This window comes from Lewinella sp. IMCC34191 (assembly GCF_003390935.1).
Classification (GTDB): Bacteria; Bacteroidota; Bacteroidia; order Chitinophagales; family Saprospiraceae; genus Neolewinella.
In genome coordinates, this window is the sequence record NZ_QNQZ01000003.1 from 243,769 (window position 1) to 268,209 (window position 24,441).

Here is a 24,441-nt window from a genome sequence, read left to right on the forward strand (position 1 = left end):
CTTAATTTTGGAGGCTGTCGGCGACGGTGGCTTCCATCCCCTTGCTTTCGATGCTGAACAGGGCCGAAGCCAGCGCTGCTTGTAAGTCCGTCCGGTCGCTGAGATCCTGTTCCCAGGCCCGCTCCCAACTTAGCACGCTTTTACTTAGCTCGCGCATTCCTTGCTCGTCGGTCTCAACGTCCGCCCACGCTTGCTGCAGGAATTCGACCGCCCAGGGGTCGTCCTTCAGGGGGATCTTCTGCCCGTTGCGATCGCCCCGGTAAAAGCGGACGAGCGCGGCCAGGGCAAGCACCATGCGGGGCGGCACGCTACCCTTCTGATCCAGGTAGGCCAGGAGGGAAGGAAGGACACGGGTCCGGAACTTGGAAACCGAGTTGAGGCTGATGCTCAGCAGTTGGTGGTGGATAAAGGGATTCCGGAAGCGATCCAGTACGTCCTCGGCAAACTGTTCCAGGTCGACCTCCGCCAGGGAAAGCGTCGGGATGATCTCCTGAAAGAGTACTTGCTTGATGTATGCCCCGGTGGTGTCATCCTCCAGGGTCTCCCCTACCGTTTCCTTCCCGCTCAAATAGCCGACCGGCACCATGGAGGTATGCGCCCCGTTGAGGATCGCCACCTTGCTCCGCCGATAGGGCGTCAGGTCATCGACGTAGCGAATGTTGAGCCCGATGTCGTCGAGAGGTAACTCTTTCCGAACGGCCGCCGGGGCCTCGATGGCCAGCAGGTGGTAGGGTTCTCCCTGGGTGACGGCCACGTCCTGGTAGCCCAGCTTCTCCTGTACTTCCTGCATCTCGTCCTTACCTACCCCCGGAACGATACGGTCGACGAGGGTATTACAAAAAGTGCAATGTCTGCGGACCCAATCGGTAAAGCCGGAGCCGAGCTTCCACGACTCCGCGTTACGGATGACGAGGTCCCGGAGAACACTGCCGTTGTCAACGATCAGCTCCATGGGAAGGACAATATTCCCGCGCTCCGCCGCCCCATTGAAGTGCTTGTAACGGCGGTAGAGCCAGGCGGTCAGCTTGGCGGGGAATTCGGCCGGTGGCGTGTCCGACAAGGTATCGTCCTCCGAATAGCGGATGCCCGCCTCGGTCGTGTTGGAGATGACGTAGCGCATGTCGGGGTTCTCGGCGGAAGCGAGGAACGTGTCCCACTCCGAATCCATACTGATGACCCGGCTGACGTTGGTGATCAGTTCCTGGGTATCGACGAGCTCGCCCTGCTTAATGCCGCGGGTGAGGACGTGGTAGAGCCCCTCCTGCCCGCGCCAGTCGCGGTAGATCTGCCGGTCGGAATTATTGGCCACCAGGACGCCCAGGGGGCGGCCGGCCTGCCGGTTATAGACCTCGACGATCCAGTCGGCGAAGCCGCGTAGAAAATTCCCGCCCCCGAATTGTAAAATAGCTTCCCGGGGAGCCGGACCGACGCCGGCGTTGTTTCGATTGAGTTTTTGCATGGTTGTTTTTTAAAGCGATACGCCGCGCTTCCAGGGAATAAAATCATCCTGGCCGAGCTGTTCGGACCGCGTGCGTTGTTCACCGCTGGCGATGCGAATCAGGAGCTCCAGCAGTTCGGAGCCCTTCGATTCGATGGTATCTTCTCCGGAGACGACGGTGCCCGCGTTGATGTCGATGATGTCGCTCATCCGCCTGGCCAGCGCGTTATTGCTCGACATCTTCACGGTTGGTGCTATCGGGTTACCGGTCGGCGTACCCAGGCCCGTGGTGAAGACGATGAGCGTGGCCCCGGAACCGGCGAGTCCCGTGGTGCTTTCCACGTCGTTGCCGGGTGTACATAATAGATTGAGCCCCGGCCGTGTCGCCTGCTCGGTGTAGTCGAGGACGTCAGCTACCGGGGAAGTGCCCCCCTTCTTGGCCGCGCCGGCGGATTTGATGGCATCCGTGATCAGGCCGTCCTTGATATTTCCGGGCGAAGGATTCATGGAAAAGGCGGATCCCACTTCCTCGGCCCGCTTGCTGTAGGTGCGCATCAGGTCGACGAATTTCTCCGCCAGTTCGTCCGTGGCACAGCGGTTGACCAGTTCCTGCTCGACGCCGTTCAATTCCGGGAACTCGGACAGGATGGTCTTGCCACCCAGCGCCACCAGCAAGTCGGATGCGTATCCCAGGGCGGGGTTGGCGGTAATACCGGAAAAGCCATCCGATCCCCCGCATTCCAGCCCGAGGGTCAGTTTACTGATGGGCGCGGGCTTCCGCTCGATGGCATTTGCCTGCATTAGCCCCGTGAAGGTGACCTTGACGGCCTCGGCGATGAAGTCGCGCTCCGAGCGGCTCTGCTGCTGTTCCAGGATGTAGAGTGGCTTCTTGGATTCGGGCGCGATGCGGTCGACGGCCTCGCGCAACAGGGATATCTGGGCATTCTGACAGCCCAGACTTAGCACCGTAGCGCCCGCCACGTTAGCGTTGTTGATGTATCCGGCCAACAATCGACACAGGGCCTCGGAATCCTGGCGGATACCGCCACAGCCTCCCTGGTGCGTCAGGAATTTAATGCCATCCACCCGGGGGAAGACCCGGTTGCGGTGCATCTCCTCTCCGGTGCGTAATACGTCCGTTTGCAAAATGTCCTCGGCGCTCGACCCTTCGCGGTATCGCCGGATCAGCGTGTCCACGTCGACGGAGAACTCCCGCTCGGTGACGTACCCCAGCTTTTCGACCATGGCCGCTTCGATCACCGAGATGTTGCGGTTCTCGCAGAAGACCAGGGGAATGACGAGCCAGTAATTGCGGGTCCCGACGCTGCCGTCTTCCCGGTGGTAGCCCATGAAGGTTCGGTCTCGGAAAGCGGAGACGTCCGGAGCGTCCCAGCTGAGGTCGCGCTCCCCTACCCCGTACTCGCTGGAGGCGTGGATGACGTTCTCGGTGGAGATGCGCGTGCCCTTCGGTACGACCCGCAGCGTTTTGGCTACGGTGACGCCGTACATGACGATCGTTTCGCCCTCCTGAAAATCCCGCTCGGCGAATTTGTGCTTGATGGGAATATCTTCCAGCAGTTGGATCGGTTGCCGCGTTTCGGTCACGGTCTCTCCGGCCGAGAAGTCACGCAGCGCTACGATGACGTTATCTGCCGGATGTATTTTAAGTGTTTCGGCCATAGCTTAGAAATCTAGTCTGTCGTCAGTGGCACCTCGGGCCGGAAGTGGATTCCAGCCCGCGTACCGATCGTGAAGGTAATGGGTCGAACGGGACCGTGGCATACCAACGCCCGCACCCCACCCGCCGGACGATGACGGCGGATGGGGTACTGTTTATTTGGGCGGCGAGCGCAGGTATAAAGCCGGTTATGTCCCGCGCGCTAAATCGAAATCCGGAGCGCTGGACCAGGGAAAACAGGAGGACGCGACCATTCCACATCATACGGCCCTTACCGCTGGGTGTAAACTTTCGCGGCTTTCCGTCCGTCGGGCGCATCGGCCGTGACGATCCATACACCGGTATCGGCGCGGAAGTTGCCATCCGCTTCCACCTTCACCTGGCTGATCCGGGCGCCACTCAGGCTGTAGACGGTGACCGTTGTAGGTCCCTGCACATTAGAGACGAAAATGCGGTCGCCGGCGGCGTAAATCCTGACCTTCGATACCGGCGCGGCATAGCGCGTGGAGGTCGGATTCTGCTCGATCAGCGCGGGAAGGGGATCCCAGTCGTCGTCGCCCTTCGTGAAATGGAAGGGGGTGATCTGGGTACCGTCGGTGAGGACGGGTTCCGTGAGGACGGTCGACCATTCGACGCGTTGGTCCAAATGGCTCTCACCGGACCGCTCGACGGTACCGTACTCGTACATCATTTCGGATTCACCACCGAGACTGCTGGCCCAACCTTCCGGTTCGATCAGCGACATTCCGACGTAGCCGGGGTAATCCGACGTATCGATGGTCGTATTGTAGAATACCACTTCGCTGGTCGTAGCCTGCCACGGACGGCCGTAGTAACCGGGCTTGGCGCGGTATTCGGAAGCGGTTTCCGTGCCGGGGATGGCCGTGGTCACGGTTGTCTCGTACATCAGGTACCCGCGTGGCGCATCCTGCTGGGCGGCGGTGATGTACGCACGGTCGCTACTCGCGTCGCTCGTATTCATGGCCAGTTCACTCTGGTAAAACACGGCCGTCATACCGCCGAAGAGGTAGTCTACGGCTCCCATCATGGACCCGCGGAAGACCACCACCCGGGCACCTCGTCCGCCGTAGAACGAGTCTTGCCGGCCGATTACGCGGCACTTATCCAGAATTACCTTATCGGCGGTACCGACGACGGCGATCGCCGCGGCGCGCTCCACGTACGAGCGATCCTGAACGGAGGTGTTGCCGTAGTCGGTCGGGCGTTCTCCCTTGCTTCCGGAGTCCCACATCACCACGACATCCTCGGATTCCTTTTGGGAGATGTACTGATTGAAGCTATTCTCGAAGATGATGTCTTCCGCCTGAAAGCCGAGTGCATACACCACCACCGTAGCGTTCCAGTAGGACCCGTTGGTCGTACCGGCTCCGGCGTTTTCGTTACTGAGGTAACCGTTATCCCGGTTCACGGCCAGTACGTCAGCGTCGTACTTCTGATCGCTACCCATGCTGAAGTAGTCATACCCGTGTCCGTAATAGGACGTGATACGAACGGCATTCGGATCGATATCGACGCCCTCGTTCATCAGGGCGATGGATGGAGTGGCAGCAGCGTTCTTCAACGTCACCTCCGGCATATCGATCACGAGCATTTCCTCGTAGTTGCCGGGGTCGATCATGATCGTCACCCGTTCCCCGGAGTCGCGGCTCATCAGCCGAATGGCCTCCAGGGCGGCATTGATGGTCTGGTAGTCTTTGTCAGCCCCCACGGCCAGGGTGGAGGTATAGTCGAGGTAGGGTACGGTGCGAATTTCGGTGATGTAGGTCGATCCCGCTCCGTCACCGACCGTGATCGTTACGTAGCCACCCTCTTCACCGGGGTAGACGTAGGTAGTCGATTCCAGCATGCTGGTGCTTCCCGAGGAGGTTGTTATCGATTCGCCACCCTCGATGGAAAAATCGGCGCTGTAGTAGTAGGTGACGATGACCGCCTCTCCCGGATTGACCGGAACGGCGATCGTAGCGTCGGGTCCGGCAACCAAGTGGCCCTTACCGATTTCGTTGCTCACCGCGCCAGTGAACTGAAGTCCCCTATAGTTTGCGTCCCCGCTGGCGATAACCGCATCGTCGAAGCTCCACCGGTTGACGGGTTCGAATACCAGCGTCTTGGTGGTGTCTTTACCGTCTACCGTGAGGTTGGAAGTGAGGGCCAGCGCAACGGGGTAAGCCGAAAGTCCGTCCGCCTGTATGGAATATACCCCGTCCCGGAGCTGGATCGCGCCAAGGTCATCGAAGGTGTAGCTGTAGCCCGCCTCATTGAGATTGGTAAAGGTGAGGCGAATATTCTCCTGCTGCTCGCTGCTGAGCCCGCTTGTCTGCACGGTTACCGCATAGACAGGCTTGGGTACGAAGGTGATGTCAAATTCCGTGTCCTCGGCCGCAATGGTCACACTGTCCTGTGCCAGGGAGTAGTCATTGACGCCCGTAGCTGTAATGCCATATCCGCGGCCAGCCTCGAGACTTACCGTATACGTACCGTTTTCCGGATCCACGCTGACTTCAGGCTGATAGATGGCCCCCTGGGAGGTGAACATTAGCATGAGGTCGCTCGGAACATCCGGCAACCCAAGAATATCGCCGCTTACCGTGTACAGCTCCGTTCGGATGATGGTTATATCGAAGGTTGTCGTGCTTTCCGTTACATCCAGCGTACTTCCGCTGCTGATGATATAGCCATTAGCTCGGCCGAGGCTGAGCTCGTAGGTATAGCCGGCCGGCAAATCAATACGGTAGGATCCGGACTCCACCGTCGTTTCGAAAACCTTGCCGTCCGCATTCGTGAATTGCAGGGTGTAATCGCCGGGAATGTCGGTGGCCTCGGTGACGTCCACGCTTCCGGTCAAGGATACGTAGTTAGCACTTCGACGTACGATACGGTAGTAGCTGGGCTTGTCCTGCGTATCGAAAAGTTTATACATTCCGGCTTGCTTGGCCACGAAGTTGAACTCGGTCAGCTCACCGGGCAGTGCTTCTACGTCCGTCTGCATCGTGGGATCCGGAGCATACTGAAAATTGAGCTGACCGCCGCCATTCTGCGACAGTGCGTAAACGGTGATTTCATCGTTCTCCTCCAGTGCCAAACTTAGGTAGCGGCCCACGGCGCCTGCGCTATTCACGTAGATGCGGCCGTTAAATTCCCCATTGCCGGAGACGTTCTCGTCGTAGCGGGTCAGGTTGGTATTGCTTGTCCGCAGGCGGTCGTTTCCGCCGCCGACCCAGGTAAGTCCGTTGGAACTGAATTCGGGCAGTACGTTTCCGGCGGAGCCGGCTTCCACGGAAGCGTCGTACCAGCCGTTGACCGTGGCTTCGTCCAGTTGATTGGTGTAGGCATCGCCATTCAGTTGCTCCGCGCCGAAGTCCCACACCAGGCTTTTGCCTTCGGTATCGACGATTTCGTCGGCGTTTTCGACGGACAGTCCGTGAATATAAAATTGCCCCGTCGGTGAATCCTCACTGAGGAGGGTTGCGGTGACCGTACCGGCCGGGCCTTCGTATGAAAAAGTGCTGGGAAACCCATCCTCCTCGCCGAGGTTCTGTGCCGCAATGGTTCCAAGCACTTCGTCGTTGGCACCGGTCAGCTCGAAAACGGCATCGGAGGAAGATGCGTAAGTGCACACGAAGAAGGTGATCAGAGCATCTCCGGCTACGGCGATGTCGAAGCTGTTACCGGGAAAGAACACCCCCCCGTGGGTAGCGTCGTGGTAACCGAACTGGAGGCTTTCGTTGTCCGTGTTACTGTTGATCGTTACGAGACCATCAGCGGTGGTGAAGCTTTCGTAATTGAGTTCGCTATAGCCCGTCTGCGGCAGCACGGAACCGTCGGCAAAATTATAGCTGTACGTCTGCCCGGCTTCGGCCTGGGCCCGGATCATCGTGCCGGTGCACAGCAGGGAAAGAAAAAGGAGTAAAATCTTTTGCATGATCTAAAATTTCAGGAGGTGATAAAGGTTGCCGGCCGGTCTACCGGCGCCCGTCGGTTGCGGAGGGCAGTAGGTACTTCTTCAGTGGTATATTCTGGTCGGCGATGGCCCGGGCGACCAGACCGGCCATGGTACGGGCACCCTCCGGAGAGAAGTGCGTGTTGTCTTCTACCCCTTCCGGATAGTTGCCGTTCCCGCCTTCGGCGACCCACAAATACAGTTTCTTTGATGCGGGGTCACCAAGCCCCGTCACGAGTTTCCGGCTAAGGGTGGTCATATCGATGAAGGGGACTTTCATTTCGCGGGCAATGCGCTCGGCGGTCGCCGGATATTCCCCGTGCGTACGCAGGAGATTTCCCGCCTCGTCAAAATGCCGCCGGACAATGGGGCTCAGCACGACGGCCCGACCTCCACGTACTTCGGTTTCCTGGATAAAGCGACGAAGATTTTCGCCGTACGCGGCCGGGTTGGAAAAGCGCGACGTATCGGGCTTCCCGTCGTTGTGCCCGAATTGGATGAAGACGTAATCCCCCCGGGTGATCTGGCTACGCACCGTTTCCCATAGCCCCTCGTCACGGAATGACTTTGAGCTGCGGCCGTTCCTGGCGTGGTTATCGACACTTACCCCCGACTGGAAGTATGCACTCAGCATCTCCCCCCATCCGGTTTCCGGCCGCTTATCTTCCTGCTTGTTGGCGGCGGTGGAGTCTCCGATCAGAAAGACCGTCGGTGGCCCCGTGCGAGACGAGCGGCACGCACTCACCAGAAGCAGAAAGGCAGCTACTGCCAGGAGAAATAATTTGGATTTCATGGTCTCTGCTTGATAGCCGGCTTACCGGCTAACGATTAATCGTTTGCTTCCGATGGCGGAACCCGACCGGATCACCACGTGGTAGATCCCCGCGGCCAGGTTCGCGGTATTGAGGCGATAATCACTTAGCCCGCTTGCGGTAAAGAGGCGTGCGGGCAGCTGCCGGCCATATGCGTCTATCAGGTGCAGACTTGCATTCGGCGGAGCAGAACGGCCTACGGAGATGCGCACCTCGCCGGACGCCGGATTCGGAGACAGTGTCAGTGCGCCTTCGGGCAGTACGTTGCGGGTCGCTACGGTGGACTTATCGTACACTACCAGGACCTTTCCCTCCGTGACACCTCCCTGGGTATCGACCAACTCATATTCGATGGTTTCCGACCCGGTGGCGGCTGAGGGAGGAATGAAGGTGATCAGGTTGTCGCGCAAGGTCACCAGCCCGGAAGGCTCGTTTAGAATGCGGGCAATCCGCAATTCGCCGCCGTCCGCATCCGTATCGTTGGCCGTAGCGTCAATGACGGTAGGCGCGACGGTTTCGGTCATGTCCACGGTATCCGTGACGGCGACGGGCGGCTCGTTATTGTCGGGATTAAACGGGCCGGCCGCGTTCATGACGGCCGCCGGTACTTCCTCGGTGGGTAATGCGGTGTAGGCGTAAAAGTCGGCGGGAATGAACGCGTCCCCACCGGTTTCCCGCGATCCGGTACTGCCCTCGTAAAGATTGTTAATGGCTACCAGCTCCGGTTCCCGGATACCTTTGCCTTCATCCTCAATGACGTGTGGATTCTTCGTATTCCGGAAATAGGTATTCTCGATCACTACATTGGACTCAAAGCGTGCGGCGGCGGCGTAAGACAGGATATCCTCATAGTAACTGTTGAGTATGTGAACGTCCCCGAATCGTACCCGGGGCAAGCGCTGGGTCAGCCCCTTTCCGTACGTCCCATCAAACCAGCAATTGTAATAGGTCGTCTTCAGGTGACCGCGGCTTTCAACCTGATCGTCGCTGGATCCAATCAGGCTGACCTTATTGTGGTCGCTGAACCGGCAATTGGAGATGGTGATGAAGTCGGCATCCATGCCGTTTCCGCTACGGATGTCCACCAAGCCGTCGGCGGCGGAATAGAACCAGCAGTGATCGATCCAGACGTTCTGCCCGTAAACGGTGATGGCGTCCGTACTGTGGGTCTTCCCGTCGAAATCTCCATCGTAAGAATCTCCGATAGACAGGTTCTGTATAATCACGTTATTGCCTACGACCTCCAATCCGCCGTAGCGAATCATGGCTTTGGGGCTATCTCCGATCAGTGTTTTATTGCCGTACATCTTGATGCGCTCGTACAGCACCAGGTCGATCGTGTCGACCACGCGGATAATCCGGGCCTCGTTCCCCAGCAGCGCCAGGGCGAGTTCGGATCGGGAGGTTACCGTCACTTCTTCCCCGCCGACTCCCCCCGTCGTCCCGCCATTAGCGGATGCCCAGCCGACGGGCATGTCCTGAGCATTTAGGGCAGCGGAAAAAGGGAACGATAGTAGGCTGATCAATAGAAATAAGCGCATAGGATGGGTTAAGGGGCGCCGGTCAAGGGGCCGATCATAAGTTTGAGGCATTACTGGGCAACGGGTGCATCTAATTGTTCGCCGTTGATGTACAGATCCTGATAGCTCAGGTCCTCGACGAACTCGATCTTATTGCCTTCCGCCACTCCGTCGAAACGACAATTTGTGAGGTACACGTCACGGATGGGATGGGAGGCGTCGTAGCCTTCCAGCAGCAGACCGTAGCGGCTTTTCTTGGAGGTGACATTCTCCACGAATACATTACGTACCGTCGGGATGAAGGTCTGGCTCGTATCGGAGTAGATAGCGTACCGCATGTTGATCCGCACTACGGCCTCCCGCACTTCCCCGACTTCGATGTTCCGGAAGTAAAGGTTCTCAATGGTCCCGCCTCTTACCTTATTGGTCTTGATGCGGATGGCACGGTCCAGATTCGGGCTGTCCATGATGCAGTTTTCCGCGTAGATATTGCGCGCCCCGCCGCTGACCTCGCTGCCGATCACGACACCCCCGTGCCCGTCTTTCATCTCGCAATCCTGCACGACGACATTCTCGATCGGGCGCCCGCTGTTGCGGCCGTCTTGATTCCGACCCGACTTAAGGGCGATGCAGTCGTCGCCGGTGTCGAAGTAGCAGTTCTTGATCAGGACGTTACGGCAGCTTTCGGGGTCGCAGCCATCGCTGTTCGGCCCGTGGCTGATTACCCGCACGTTTTGGATGGTGACGTTTTCGCTGAGCACCGGGTGGAGAATCCACATGGGTGAGTTGCGGATGGTGACACCGTCGATCAGGACGTTCTTGCAGCGGTAGGGCTGTACGAAATTGGGCCGCAGGTAGCTCACCCCGTCGAAGCGACGTTCCTCCAGCGGCACTTCGTTCGTGTTCCAGGCGTAAAGCTGCGGGCGGCTGATCTCATCGGACTGACTGGGCATCCCTTCCGACCATCCGTAGCGATCCGAACCCGACCACGGCCACCAGTTTTCATTGCTCGCCTGCCCGTCGAGGGTGCCGGTACCGGTGAGTGCGATGTTCTCCTGCTCGTAGGCGTAGACGAGGGCGGAATAGTTATACGTTTCCACGCCCTCCCACCGCGTATGTACGGCTGGAAGGTAGTCATCGGGGCGGGTGCTGAACTTTAGCGTGGCGCCCTCCGAAACGTGCAGGTTGACGTTACTCAGCAGGTTTATCGGTCCGTTGACGGTGTAGGTTCCCGCCGGAACGAGGACCCGGCCCCCTCCTGCCTCGTTGCACGTGCGAATCGCGTCGGTAATGGCCGGAAGGGCATCGTCCCCGGTATCGGCCGCTGCACCGTAATCGGTTATATCGAAGGTCTCGTCCGGAAACTGAGGCGGCTGTATGTCATCCAGGATATCCTGCATGCCCGCCCACGGATCTGCGGAGTTATTCGAGTCGACGTCGTTACGGGACGCTTGTTGACAGCTGACAAAGGCCAGCAAGAGGGTCAGAAAGAGTAGTCTGTGCATGATCTATAAGTCGGGGCTCCATGGGGCCAGGCAATATCCTGAGCTTGCCTCCACGGGCTGCAATAAGCTGCCTCCCAGGTAGTCGGAAAGCAGAACAGGCCAAATATACCCGTGGTCCCTGCCGGCTTCCTATTCCCAAATTATCAATAGCCTAGCCGCTTTTAACATTGGTGACCACGGAGGTCGGACGGCCCACCTGCCTTATTATATTCGCTTCTATTATGATGAATAGCTTAAAGTCGCCAATCATACTCGTCCTGCTCCTTTCCTTCTTTGCTTGCCAGGCTCGCCACGCAGGTTCCGGCCCGGGCAACGGCGCGACTTCCGATCCGGTGGCCGACCGGATGCTGCTCTACCAGCGCTCCAATGGCGGATGGCCGCAGGACGATGGTGACGACGTGAACTACGAAGCCGAGCTATCGGCCGACCGGCGTGCGGCGATTTTATCGGATAAAGATGAAGAGGATACCACCTTCGATGACGAGTCCACTACCCGGGAAATCACCTACCTGCTGGAAGCCTACGCTGAAACCAATAACGAGGCCTATCTGACGGCCGCTTCCCGCGGGATAGACTTTCTGCTCAGCGCGCAATTCGCCAATGGCGGCTGGCCCCAGGAATACCCGGACACTTCGGGCTATCACGGGCACATCACCTACAACGACAACGTCATGATCGACATCATGACGCTGCTGTCTTCCGTCGCGGATGGCAAGGAACAGTATGCCGCCGTGACGCGGGACCGGCGTTCCGCGGCAGGCAGAGCCGTCGACCGGGGCCTGGAGGCGATCCTCCACACCCAGTATGTACACGACGGCGAACTGACTATCTGGGGTGCCCAACACGACCGCGAGACGCTCGCGCCCGCGCCCGCTCGGACCTTTGAACCCGTTAGCCTGAGTGGCAAGGAAAGCGTAGAAATTGTCCGTTTCCTGATGGATCTGCCTGATCCCAGCAAGGAAGTGAAAGCCTCCGTCCGCGCGGCCGTTCGATTTCTGGATAAAATTCGTATCGACGGCTACCGCCAGGACCGAATTGAAGCTCCCGAGCAGCCGACCGGGCGCGACCGCGTGATCGTACCCGACAGCAGCAGTGTCATCTGGGGCCGTTTCTACGAGATCGGCAGCTGGCGCCCCATCTTCATCGGGCGTGACGGCATCATCAAATACCGCCTACAGGACATCGAAAACGAACGGCGCGTCGGCTACGGCTTTTACGGTCACTGGGCCAAGGACCTGATTAAGAAGGAATACCCCAAGTGGGAGGAGCGCATTGCCGAATGAACGCTTAAGGAGTGTAATCCCATCGCGGGAAAGCGGAAGGCTGGGTCTCGTATTTCCGGGGGCGCGTGCTCGCTGAGCCGAGACTTCCAGCACACCCCCTCGACCCAGCCGGTCTCAACCCTGGGCCGTAGTGACCCGCTCGATAATCACAGGATCGCAACCCCTCAAGCGTAGTGCATCAATCGTACGCGACAATCAAACCTGCTCTTCCTGCTGCATGCTCTTCGCATACTGCGTAGGCGTCATATTCACCTCTTTTTTGAACGTCCGACTGAAGCTGTTCGGCAGATCGAAACCTACCTGATAGGCCACCTCGGCTACGGTCAGGCTTCCCTGGGCGAGTAGCTCCTTGGCCCGGTTCATGCGGTACGATTTCAGCAGATCGATGGGCTTCTTGCCGGTCAGCTGCTTCACCTTGCGGATGAAGTGCATATGACTGAGGTGCATGGCATCACACATCGCCTTTACGTTGAATTCCGACTCGGCTACGTTCTCCTGGAGGAGGGTCACCAGCCGGTCCATGAACTCTTCGTCGGCGGTGGGCAATTCCTCGACCTCCGGGGTGAGCCGGAAATCAAGATTGAATTTCTCCCGAATGCGCCGCCGCTGTTCGAGTAAGGTCTCTACGCGGACGAGAAGCAGATCGGGATTAAAGGGTTTGGTGATGTAATCATCCGCTCCCATGCGGTATCCCGACACCTTATTTTCGTCCAGCACTTTGGCCGTAAGCAGGATGACGGGGATGTGGCTGGTTGATAATTTGCTCTTTATCTGCCGGCACAGTTCCATCCCGTCCATCTCGGCCATCATTACGTCGCTGACGATGAGATCGAAGGACCGCTGCTCGGCCAGTCGCAGCCCATCGTTACCGTTGATGGCCGTCGACACGCGGTATTTGTCCTGTAGCAGTTGGGCCAGGAATTGCAGCATATCGGGATTATCCTCAACAACCAGGACGTTTTCCGTGTCTCCGGAATCGTTGTCATCCGCGGCCACTTCGACCTGCTGCTTGAAGCCGTCCTGTAGCAAGGTGGCTTCCTGCACGCTGGCGGTTAGGGCAGGTATCTCTCCGGGTCGTTCGGTGGACATACGCTCGTGCGCGGGCACCAAGGGCAGGTAGACCGTAAAGGTGGAGCCCGCGCCATCCGTGCTATCCACGCGAATTTCCCCCTGCATGAGGTACACCAGGTCCTTGATGTACGATAGTCCGATTCCCGTCCCCCCGCTCGGCGTAACCCCGGTACCGGCGGTGTAGTACTTGTCAAAGATCAGCGCGATCTTTTCCGGGCTGATGCCCGCGCCGGTATCGCTGACGACCAATTTGAAGTAGCGGTCGTAGAAAGCATTCAACTCGGCCTCATCGGCGGTTTCCTCCTCGAGCGAGACGCTGATGCTTCCGCCCTTGGGTGTGTGCCGGAAAGCGTTGGATAGCAAGTTGGCGAGGATTTTTTCCACCTTGTCCACGTCAATTGCCACGTAGCGATTATCGGTACGGTCCGTAACGCTCAGGTAGATATCGCGGTCCAACGCCAGATCCTCGAACAGTTCGGTTATCGCGGACACGTAATGAGCCAGATGAATATCACTCAGGTTGATCTCGAGTGAGGTATGCTCGATGCGGCGGATTTCCAGTAACTGATCGATCAACTTCAGCAGACGGTTGGCATTTCGCTGCACCATAACCTGCAACTGACGGCGGCGGCTATCCGTCAGCATATCCTCTTCTTCAACAAGCTGCGTGATCGGGCCGAGAATGAGGGTGAGCGGGGTGCGTAGCTCGTGGGAAATATTGGTAAAAAAGCCCAGTTTAGCCTTCGACAGGTTTTCGAGCTGGACAAGCATGCTTTCCAGCTTGTCGCGCTGTAGGCGGATCTCGTCGTTGCGATCGTGGAGGGAAGCATTGACGACTTCCAGTTTTTTCTTCTTGCTGATCACCCGGTATTCGTAGAACCCGAATATGGCCAGGAAGACAAGCATCAGCGCGATGAACCACCCCTGCTTCCAGATGGGCGGGAGTACCTCGAAGTCGACCACGGCCGGAGTAGGATCGACGTTGAAATCGATATCCCGCGCCCGGACTTCCAGGCGGTGCGGCCCGTCCGGCATGCTGGTGAAGGAAAATTCGTTATTGGACCGGTAGGGCAACCAAGCCCCCCCGTCCAGTCGATAGCTGTAGACCAGGTCCTCTGCGTCCGTCAAGCCAAAAAAGTCCTTCCCCGTCCAGGAGATAAAACCGTTACCGTCCGCGGGGATGCGCTCGGTATAGAAAGCGATAGCCGTTTCCGGTGGCGTATGCGAAGGCTGGTAGCGCGTACTGTAGAATTCGTATTGCCGCCGGTCGGGAATATCACCCGTGAGCGCCTGCCGCTTCCAACTGCGGGAAACGTGGTCGATCCAGATGTATTCGTCGGTATGGGTAATGGTCCCTCCCTCGAAGTCCATATCCAATTGATCGGGAAACAGGTCCTGCGTCCAGGCGCTGCCGTCAAAGGTGCAGAATCCATTCTCCGTAGCCACGACGAACAGGGAATCGGAGAGCGCGTCGATGCTGAGTATCGTATTGCCCGATAGCCCGTCCTTGGTCGTGTAGTTCTTCCACTGCGTTCCGTCGTATACGAACACGCCGTAGTACCGGGAGCCAACCAGTAGCAAGTCATCCGTACTGTACAGGCAGTTGACGTACTGCTGTAGTTCCTCGTCTTCCGCGGACCGCCATTCACCATCCTCGTACAGCATCAGTTTACTTCCCCCGATGCATATCGTGCCGTCGGGCATCTCGGCGATACCATATACGTTCGCCTGGTTGAGACCGTGCGCTCCGAATACATGATAAATCCACTCCAACTCATCGGCGGTTGGATCGGGAAGTTGCAATACGCCGCTGGTAAAGCCATCCTGCCGTCGCGCGTCCACGCTGCCTCCGAACCAGAGGGAGCCGTCGCTGGCCTCGAATACTCCCCGGTAATCGATCCCCCACGACAGGGTCGGGTGGAGGTAAAGCGCCCAACGGTCGCCGCGCAGTACCGCCGTGGCGGCCTTGCCCCGATGCGAGCCGGCGGCCCAAAGCTGCCCCGAAGAGGTGCGCAGCAGGCGCACCGGTTTGTCCATCAGCCCGTCACCGATCCCGTAGGCTGACCACTCGGTACCGTTCCTGTTCACCACCCGGCTGTCCGCTTCGATAAACCATTCCTGGTCGGGCGAATCGGCAAGTTGAAAGCTCAGCCCGTCGTAGGTAAGCCACCGGCTAAGCGAAAAGTCCAGAAGTAACAGCTTGGACTTGTAGCCGGCCATCCAAAGCTGATCGCTCTGGCTCTTTTGCAACAGGACCCGGTTGGCGGGGATAGGGTAGTCGGGCGATTTGTAAATCTCCCATTCCCCCGTCGGGCTGTAGCTGTAAATTTTGGCAATGGCGCTGATCCAGATGATGCCGTTGTCGGACTGAACGATATCCGTCATGTATTCATCCCCGCCGAAGTAATTGTTGATCTGGATGGTCTCCCAGGTTTCTCCGTCGTACACCAGGATTCCGCGATCCGAGCTGGAATTGATCACCCAGATCCGACCGTCCTTGGCCTGAATCAATTTTTGTGCGGCGCCAAGATTGATCGTGCCGTCGCTGTCCACCACCTCCAGCAAGGGGGCATCCTGCGTAAAGAAGTCAGCCTGCCGCATACGGATCAGGCTGCCGTTTTCCATATCCGTGGTCAGCGCCAACCAGATGTCTCCGTTGCTGTCCTCCAGGACGTCGGAGGTCGACCGGAAATCTTGCTCTTCATTCAGCGTGCTCAGCGGGAGCAGGTACCAACTGACCTGCGGCAAAGAGCTTTGCAATGATTGGCGACGCTTCGCCGAAGTGAGCATACTGACCCGGCCGTTGGCCAGCCGAATGAACCCCCGGTCGGAACAGGCCACGATGCTGCCGTCAGAGAGTTCCTTCAGGGCGAGAAAGGTGAAGGGGAAATTGTCCGGAGCCGTAAACTCGCGGCTCCACTGTCCGCCCTGGTAGCGGTATATGCCCGAGCGGCTGCTCGCGTAGATGGAACCGTCGGTCGCTACCAGCAACTGCTCCACGGGGAAATCCTGCGGACTGTTACTTTCCAGATGCGGGGTCCACTGGTAGCCGTCGTATTCCACAACCCCTTCGGTGGTGCCCGCAAAGACACGACGGTCGGGGGTCTCGGCGATACAGCGGATGCCCTTGTCGCTGAGTTCGGGGAATTGTCGCCAGCGCCAGGACTCGGTAAGGGGGTTGACGATCGTCGGGGTATAGGGCTGGATAGCTGGCAGGCCCGGGGTCAATAGCAGAAACACGGCAAGCAGCATGGCGCTGCTCGTCCGATGGACGGGGCGGATACGGAGCGGGATGAGGCCAGCGAAAGAGCGGCCTGCCCACTCGTTCACTAAACCAAAAATCGGATGTGGCATGATCGAGTTAACAATAAATAGCGACTAGCAAGGTAAGGTATCCCCCGGCTAATTGCGCCCTTTTATAGGCTTCGTATATGCTTGTGTCAGATGGCGCGCAGGGTGACCCCTTATAATCCGGTCGAGAATATGCCGTACAGGCTTTTGACGCCGCTGAAATAATTCCTTAGCAATAGATTTTCGTTCGGGCTATGCTGATTGTTATCGGGGTTAACCAGCGGCAACACCACGGCCGGCACGTCAAGCGTGGTAACGAACGGAGCAATAGGTACCGAACCACCCATTGTCCGGATTAGAACGACCTCCTCGGCCAGTTCACTACGTAGTCCTTTACGCAACCAGCTTCCCGTCGGTCCGCTCAGATCCGTCCGAAAAGCCGCGTAGCCCGGCTGGCCGGTGAAGCCCGCTAGCCGGGGGTACTTGGACCGCTCTTCCTCCGTGGGTTCCCGATCACCGGGGATCAGATGGAAGCCCTGGTCCTCGACGTGCCGTCGCAGCAGCTCCAGCAGCCGCTCCCCGTCGGTTTCCTTCACCAGTCGCAGATCCAGTTCCGCGGTGGCCGTAGCCGGCACGATGGTGCGTGTCTCGCTGCCGGTCCACCCGCTCGATAGCCCCCGTACATTAAGACTGGGGTACTGCAGCGCCTCCTGCAGGTTCTCCCCCACCTGATCCGGTTCGCTGAAACCGATGCGTCGGGCAATCTGCTCCGGATCGTCCGGCGCGTCGGCCAGCATCTCCCGCGTTGCCGCATCCAACTCGATGCCATCGTAAAAGCCCGGTATGGTCACCCGCCCTCGCTGGTCCTTCATGGTTGCCAGTATCTGCGCCAGGCGGAGGGCGGGATTCGGGGCGTAATTTCCGTAGTGCCCGCTGTGTTGCGGCAATTTCGGACCGTACACGGTGATGGTGGCCGTAGCAATACCCCGGGCGCCGCCTACGATGGTCGGTCGGTTGCTCAGATGCACGGGGCCGTCCAGAATGACCAGGTGGTCCGCCGCCAGTTTGTCACGGTTGGCTTCCACGGCCGCAGCGAGGTCCGGGCTCCCCGCCTCCTCCATCGGGTCGATGATGAACTTGACGCCATAATCCGGACGTTTTCCCTCGGCCATCAGCTGGTCCCAAGCTACCAGGAACATCATAATGGGGGCCTTAGCATCGCTGCTCGAGCGGGCAAACAACCGCACATCCGACGTATCCGGCCGCTCCGGGATGTCCGCCCGAGTATAGGTCGTCACGCCATCCTGCCCCGTTTGCATACGCCCGTAGGCCGGCTCGAAGGGCGGCGCGAGTTTCCACTGGGTCGGATCGACGGCCTGCCCGTCGACGTGGCTGTAAAAGAGTACGGTCTGCGCGTCCGAACTTTCCGCGGCATAGGTAGCCAGAAACAGGTCGATGCCCTCGTTTGCGATCCGCTCGGTCGTAAAGCCCCGTTCGGAAAATGCGGCTTCCAGCCACTGCAGGTTTGCCTCCATCTGCCCGTCGATCGCCGCGTCGTTCGGCAATCGCAGGAAGGCCTCGTAATCCGGCAGGCTCGCGAGCGTGCGCTCGTAAAGCGTGTTTTGCGCCGGAGCGCAGGATAAAAAGCCAATCACGAAAAGGAGAAGGAATGAAATGCGCATGCAGCATGGTTAAGGGAAAGGCAATATAGGAACCTGCCGTGTCGATCGCTTGTCAAAGGCCTGATGTCTTTGAAGTAGCCTGTTACCTGCGCTCCGCCGCCCGTCTCTTTTGTATCACGGAAACCCCACCGAGGAGGTGACCAGTACCCGGCACTGCCACAGTCACCACGCCCGTCTATTCGGCGGTTTGATAGACCCGCACGTAATCAACGACGTACGAAGCCGGTAGCGGCGTATCGTCGAGCGACCCGCCGTTGCGTCCGCCCAACGCGAGGTTAAGCAGCATATAGTGGGGCTGATGAAAGGGTTCGAAATCGTATTGACCGGCATTTTCCATCTCCCTGATTAACGTGCGATTAAGCAGACTATCGTCGACGAATAATTCAATCGATTCTTCATCCCAGTCCATGCGCCAGACGTGAAAGTCATCGGCCCATTGATTTCCCCCCAGGCTGTCGACCGGTACCCGCACCGTTGACCACTGGGCGTTGCCGTCAGGCCCCCGGCTGGCGACGTTGGCCAGGATATCCCCACCGTAATATTCCATGATGTCGATCTCTCCGTTGGCGGGCCAGGGGCCTTCCACGCCGAGGGTCCACCAGGCGGGCCAGTAACCCTCCCCCACCGGAATCTTGCCGCGCATTTCGAAGCGGCCGTACAGCCATTCCCCTTTGCCGCGGGTGTTGATGCTGGACGAGGAGTAGCCGATGGTGGGCCGGTTCCTGCGCCAGTCATCGCTTCCGCTCTGGTAATCCGGATTAGGGCGCGACTCCCGCCGCCCCTCGATGATGAGGTAGCCATCCTCGATACGCGCGTTGTCCTGCTGGTACCACTGGTCTTCCTCGTTACGCACGAAACCGTGTTCGTAGCCCCATACAGACGTATCGGGCCCTGACCCGGAATTGAATTCGTCGGACCAAACCAGCCGGTATGCATCTTCTTCCGATGCTTCGGACGCGGCGGGTGGAGCAGCAGGTGAACCGCAAGCCTGCAGTATCAAGAGTGTGGCCAGGAAGGGACTGAGTCTCATCATGCCCCAAACTACGGAGACTACGTTATCTAAGCGGCTACCCCCTGCATCACGTCGGCAAAAACTTCGTAGGAGTGCAGGCGTGCTTCGTGGTCGTAGAGATGGGAAGAAGCCATAAGCTCGTTCACGCCTGTTTGCCGGAGGAACTCATGGAGATCGCTTTCCAGACTTTCCGGCCCGCCGATGAAGGAGAGCGAGAGCATGTGTTCGACGTGCTGCCGTTCGGCCGGCGACCAGAGTTTGTCCATCGAATCGACGGGAGGCTGCATGAGTTTACGCCGACCGCTAACCACGCCAAGCATCATTTGCTGGAGGGTGGTGGCCAGGTGACGGGCCTCGGCATCGGTATCGGCGGCGATCACGTTTATGCAGGCGATCACGTACGGCTCGCTGAGTACGTCCGAAGGGCGGAAGTTTTCGCGGTAGCGCTTGATGGCGGCCATGAACTGCGTGGGCGCGAAGTGGCTCGCAAAGGCGTAGGGCAGTCCCATCTGACCGGCCAGGTAGGCACTCTCCGTGCTCGATCCCAAAATGTAAATGGGCACGTCCAAACCTTCTCCGGGGATGGCTCGTACCTGTCCGCTCCGGTTATCGGCGGAAAAGAAAGTCTGTAACTGTTGGATGTCGCCCGGGAAGTCCGGCGCGGTAAAGGCGGCGGCTCCGCGGATGGCGCGGGAGGCCACGGGATCGGTGCCGGGAGCACGCCCCAGTCCCAGGTCGATACGCCCCGGATAAAGCGTGGCCAGCGTACCCATCTGCTCCGCTATGATCAGCGGTGCATGGTTGGGCAGCATGATCCCACCGGAGCCGACGCGGAGCGTCTTGGTCCCGCCCGCGAGGTAACCGATTAAAATCTGCGGTGACGAACTGGCTACCCCGGCCATGTTGTGGTGCTCCGATACCCAGTAACGGGTGTAACCAAGCGCCTCCACGTGGCGGGCCAGGCTCAGGCTATTGGCGAAGGTATCGGCCGGTGTCGACCCTTCGGCTACGGCGGCCAGATCGAGTACGCTGAATTTAATATTGGAGGGGGGATTGGTAGACATAATGCACGCTTGAGATATACACAGACAAATCGCTTACTTTCAAAAAGTTAGGCGAACTGATTGCCAACACTTTACGGCATTATGCACCGGGTTAGCTAGCAGGTAATTGTCTGCCGGATAGGTACTCACAAGACAGTTTAGGTAGTCAATTAGTTGAAGGCCATCGTGCTACTGGGTACGACAGTGGCCGGAGGAGGGATTGCCATCCGTCAGCCTCGCGTTGTTCTTTTCCAACTGCACTCCGGACTCAATTTGGCCGCCTTACTTTAGTCGGTAAATCAGACATCTAAGAATATGAAAGTCACCGGAAGCTTTACCGTTAAAATGGCCCCGCTGGACGCCTATGCCGACTCCGGCGAAGACGGCGCCCAACTCGGTCGTATGTCGCTGGACAAGATGTTTTCCGGCCCGCTCACCGCCAGCAGCCAGGGGGAGATGCTGACCGGCATGACCCCCACCCAAGGGTCGGCCGGCTACGTGGCCCTGGAGAAAGTCACGGGTACGCTGGAGGGTAAATCGGGTAGCTTTCTGCTCCAGCACTTTGGTATCATGCACGCAGGGGATTCCCGCCTGATACTGGAGGTCGTACCGGCCTCGGGTACGGGCGAAATCGCGGGCTTGAAGGGAACAATGACTATTCAGCAAAGCGAGGGTAGGCATGAATATACTTTCGATTACAGCCTCTAAGCAGCTGTGGGAAGCGAAGTTGTTATGAATTATTTCCGGGAGACGCCGCCCCGCGCAGCTAGCGTTGGATCTATGGATTACCCTGATTCCTATGTACGCTGACCGATACACCGCGCAGAAAGACCAATGCGATCTCCGCCCGAATGACCGCCGGGCCTACCACGCCATCACCCTGCTTTACCTGGCGCTGGCGTTGCAGCTACTCATCATCGTCTCCGCCGCGGCGGAACTGTTCCTGCTGAACGAATTCGAACAAGGTACCGACGTCGACCCCACCCTAATTGACATGGCCGACACCTCATACGCAGTGGCCGGCATGGGCTATTTGTGTGTCCTGGTTGCCTCCGCCTTTACTTTCATCCGGTGGTTCCGGCGCGCCTATTTCAACTTACACCTGCTGCCGGTGCGCGTGGACCACGGAGAAGGCTGGGCCGCCGGTTCCTGGTTCGTCCCCATCCTGAACGTGTTCCGACCCTACCAGATCATGCGGGAACTCTTTGTGAAGAGTGAGTACCTACTAAGAGATAATGACCGGCTGGAGAAATCCTGGTTCAACTACTCGCTGTTGGGTACCTGGTGGGGCGTCTGGGCGGTGTTTGGCGTGCTGGATCGCATTGGTTCCCGACTGGATAACCACCTCGACCTGGATTCTATTGGTGGCCTCCAGACCAGTTTCCAAATGGACGTCGTACTGTACATCGTGGGTACCGTAGCGGCCTACCTGGCTATACAGGTCGTCCGCAATTATTCCCGGGTCGAGCAACTGCTGCGGGAGCGATACGTCACCGATGAAGCCCTGATCCTCGACAGCTTCGTCCCCGACGGCGGGCTATAAACTAAGTTGTTACGGACGGAGATGCTTGGGGTGCAACCTATCCGGGTGGTCTCCGTCCCTGTACATCGATGGTCTCTTTCCGTTTGTCGAAGCGGTTTGGGCCGTCCTGGCGTTGCCACCACCTTCGCCGGCGTACACACTCACCCAGCACCCCAATACCATGTTCTTCTCCCCCACCCGCCCTGTCGGGCTAATCCTAAGCTTGTTTGCCTCTACGCTGATCTTTGCACAGGGAGGCGGCACAATTGCCGGCAGCCTCGAAGCCAATAAGGAGCCCGTTGAGTTCGCCAACGTCCTGCTACTTTCCGCCGCCGACTCGGCCGTGGTAAAAATGGAATTAGCCGATGAAGCCGGTGCCTTCCGCTTCCGGGACATCACGGCTGGTGAGTACTTTATTCGCACGAGCGGCATCGGCCTACCGCAGACCGATCAGGCGGTCTTTACCCTGGCCGTCGGGCAGGAACTGACCCTGCCCCGCTATTCCCTCATCAGTAATACCACGGACCTTGCCACCATCGAAGTCACTGCCCGCAAGCCCTTCCTCGAGCAAAAGGCCGGCCGCCTGGTGGTCAACGTCGACCAGGCCATCACCGGTCAGGGCGGCTCGGTAGTGGACCTGCTGAAAAAGGTGCCCGGCGTAGTCGTCGCCGGCGAACGCATCTCCATGGCGGGTAAGTCCGGCCTGACGATCCTAATTGACGGCCGACCAACCAAATACCTGGACATCAACAGCCTGCTGCGGGACATGCCCGCCGATAACATCAAGTCCATTGAGGTCATCAGCCAGCCCGGGGCGGCCTACGACGCCGAAGGGAACGGCGGGGTGATCAACATCGTCCTTAAGAAAAACAGCTTGCTGGGAACCAACGGCCAGGTCTACGTAGGGGGCGGCTACGGAGAGCGCGCCAAATACCGCGCCGGTGCGGAACTAAGCCACCAGAGCGGCCCGATTAATTTGACGGGCGGGATCAGCTACAACCACCGGGAGTGGGTCGAGGGGCTGGACCTGATCCGCCGCTTTGACGACCGGACCTACGTCCAGGATAACAACAGTTATGGCACACCGAACAGCTACAGCCTGCGGCTAGGGGCAGATTACGACCTGAACGACCGCCACCGCCTCGGAGTAAACGGACAGTATAGCCTCGGGGAGAGCCCCAGCTTCGGCGAAAACAGCACCCGTATTATCGAGCCGGAAAGCAGCGATCTGATGACGGAATTTGTCACTTTCCGCGACCGCCAGCGCGACTGGAATAACCTCAACCTCGATGCCTACTACCGCCTCAAACTGGACACCAGCGGGCAGGAGCTCACCATCGATGGCAGCCTCAACACCTTTGAACGCGACACCCGCATCACGCTGCGTACCGTGGGCAGTGACGCCTACCCCGATCGCCTCAACCTCGAACCCAGCCAAGCCAGCATCCTCAGCGGTCGCCTCGACTACCGCAACCCCCTGAACGACGAGCTGGTCTTCACGGCGGGCGCCAAAGTCAGTCGGGCGGAGCTGGACAACGAGTTGCTGGCGCAGGTCGCAACAAACGGCGCCATGGAACGGGACGACAACCTCAGCAACCGCTATCTGTACGACGAGGACATTCGGGCCGTATACAGTGAGCTGGTGTGGGAGAAGGGCGACTGGAGCGCCAAGGCCGGCCTCCGCTACGAACACACCCGCATGGACGGCTACAACGTTACCATCGACAGCCTGAATATTCGCGAGTTCGGCCAGCTGTTTCCCAGCATGAGCGTGAGCGCACCGCTGGCCGGGCCCCTCGGCGTGAGCCTGGCCTACAGCTACCGGATCGAACGACCTTCCTATTACGATCTTAATCCCTTCATATCCTACCTGGATCCCCTGACCTACGAAAAGGGCAACCCCTTCCTTCAGCCCGAGCTTATCCACAGCGGGCAGCTCTCGGTCACCTACGAGAAGCAACCCTTCCTCAACCTGAGCTACGACCACACCAACGACATCCTGGCCGATGTAACCCAGCAGGACCAGGAAACCGAGGTCGCTTTTCAGACTACGGTCAACCTGGACCGCTTCGTCCGCTACGGAGGCAGCCTCTTCTTTCCGCTCGACTGGGTCGCCAAACCGGTGAGTGGCTACGGCGGGGCCATGCTGTACTACAATGACTACTCCAGCGATTTTCTGGGGGGTAATCTTAACCAGGATCAGTGGAGCCTGACCGGCTTCCTCCAACTGGACGTCAAATTGCCCCGCGATTGGAAATTGCAGGTCAGTGGATGGTATCAGGGCACCGGTCTGGACGGCATCATTCGCTTCCAACCGATGTACGGTCTCGACGCGGGCCTGCAGAAAGACTTTCTCGATGACCGGCTGAACCTGATTCTCAGCGGTGACGGCATTGTCCAGCAATTCTTCCGCGGACAGATCCGCTATCAGGAGCAGGACATGGATGTTTTATCCAGTTGGGAAGCACCGGTCTTCTCGGCCAAGGTGACGTACAAATTCGGCAACCGCTTCCTGAAGAAACGCGATTCCCGCAACAGCGCCAGCCAGGAAGAGCGGGGCCGGATCGGGGACTAACTCCCTAAAATAAGAACGGCCCCTCCGACAACGAAGGGACCGAACGGCTGG

The 24,441-nt window shown here is 58.7% G+C and carries 14 protein-coding genes; 4 read left to right on the forward strand and 10 right to left on the reverse strand.

Annotated features, from left to right (window positions below; translation table 11 throughout):
• Position 1: 1 nt before the first annotated feature.
• From DRW39_RS08255 to DRW39_RS08280, 6 genes are all read right to left on the reverse strand, one after another.
• Positions 2-1,459 carry a tagaturonate reductase gene (locus DRW39_RS08255; RefSeq protein WP_116106552.1) on the reverse strand — a complete coding sequence of 486 codons (1,458 nt, stop codon included), beginning with the start codon at positions 1,457-1,459 and terminating at the stop codon, positions 2-4.
• Between the two features lie 9 nt (positions 1,460-1,468).
• Positions 1,469-3,118 (reverse strand): UxaA family hydrolase, encoded by a 1,650-nt coding sequence (locus tag DRW39_RS08260; RefSeq protein WP_116106553.1) that lies wholly within the window; start codon positions 3,116-3,118, stop codon positions 1,469-1,471.
• 269 nt (positions 3,119-3,387) lie between these two features.
• Positions 3,388-7,056, reverse strand: coding sequence for a pectinesterase family protein (locus DRW39_RS08265; RefSeq protein WP_116106554.1), 3,669 nt, complete (start codon positions 7,054-7,056; stop codon positions 3,388-3,390).
• A gap of 40 nt (positions 7,057-7,096) precedes the next feature.
• Entirely contained in the window at positions 7,097-7,867 is a 771-nt protein-coding gene (locus tag DRW39_RS08270) for a rhamnogalacturonan acetylesterase (protein ID WP_116106555.1), read from the reverse strand.
• A 21-nt stretch (positions 7,868-7,888) separates the two neighbouring features.
• Positions 7,889-9,427, reverse strand: coding sequence for an Ig-like domain-containing protein (locus DRW39_RS08275; protein WP_198664821.1), 1,539 nt, complete (start codon positions 9,425-9,427; stop codon positions 7,889-7,891).
• Positions 9,428-9,477: 50 nt separating this feature from the next.
• Positions 9,478-10,911: a glycoside hydrolase family 28 protein gene (locus DRW39_RS08280; protein ID WP_116106557.1), complete on the reverse strand. Its 1,434-nt coding sequence runs from the start codon at positions 10,909-10,911 to the stop codon at positions 9,478-9,480.
• Between the two features lie 221 nt (positions 10,912-11,132).
• Between DRW39_RS08280 and pelA the strand changes: the two genes are divergently transcribed.
• Positions 11,133-12,194, forward strand: a complete 1,062-nt coding sequence (gene pelA / locus DRW39_RS08285) for a pectate lyase (RefSeq protein ID WP_198664822.1) — start codon at positions 11,133-11,135, stop codon at positions 12,192-12,194.
• 195 nt (positions 12,195-12,389) lie between these two features.
• Here the strand turns inward: pelA and DRW39_RS08290 are convergent, their stop codons facing one another.
• From DRW39_RS08290 to DRW39_RS08305, 4 genes are all read right to left on the reverse strand, one after another.
• Positions 12,390-16,619, reverse strand: coding sequence for a response regulator (locus DRW39_RS08290; protein ID WP_116106558.1), 4,230 nt, complete (start codon positions 16,617-16,619; stop codon positions 12,390-12,392).
• A 110-nt stretch (positions 16,620-16,729) separates the two neighbouring features.
• A complete protein-coding gene (locus tag DRW39_RS08295; RefSeq protein WP_116106559.1) occupies positions 16,730-18,238 on the reverse strand; it encodes a M20/M25/M40 family metallo-hydrolase in 1,509 nt (502 codons plus the stop codon).
• Between the two features lie 175 nt (positions 18,239-18,413).
• Positions 18,414-19,271, reverse strand: coding sequence for a family 16 glycosylhydrolase (locus DRW39_RS08300; protein WP_116106560.1), 858 nt, complete (start codon positions 19,269-19,271; stop codon positions 18,414-18,416).
• Between the two features lie 26 nt (positions 19,272-19,297).
• Positions 19,298-20,314, reverse strand: coding sequence for an LLM class flavin-dependent oxidoreductase (locus DRW39_RS08305; protein WP_116106561.1), 1,017 nt, complete (start codon positions 20,312-20,314; stop codon positions 19,298-19,300).
• A 294-nt stretch (positions 20,315-20,608) separates the two neighbouring features.
• On the opposite strand from DRW39_RS08305, the gene DRW39_RS08310 reads away from it, so the two are divergent.
• From DRW39_RS08310 to DRW39_RS08320, 3 genes are all read left to right on the forward strand, one after another.
• Positions 20,609-21,001 carry a DUF3224 domain-containing protein gene (locus tag DRW39_RS08310; RefSeq protein WP_116106562.1) on the forward strand — a complete coding sequence of 131 codons (393 nt, stop codon included), beginning with the start codon at positions 20,609-20,611 and terminating at the stop codon, positions 20,999-21,001.
• A gap of 91 nt (positions 21,002-21,092) precedes the next feature.
• The gene (locus DRW39_RS08315; protein ID WP_116106563.1) at positions 21,093-21,836 is read left to right on the forward strand and encodes a DUF4328 domain-containing protein; all 744 of its coding nucleotides are present in this window, start codon (positions 21,093-21,095) and stop codon (positions 21,834-21,836) included.
• Positions 21,837-21,996: 160 nt separating this feature from the next.
• Positions 21,997-24,390: a TonB-dependent receptor gene (locus DRW39_RS08320; protein WP_116106564.1), complete on the forward strand. Its 2,394-nt coding sequence runs from the start codon at positions 21,997-21,999 to the stop codon at positions 24,388-24,390.
• Positions 24,391-24,441 lie beyond the last annotated feature (51 nt).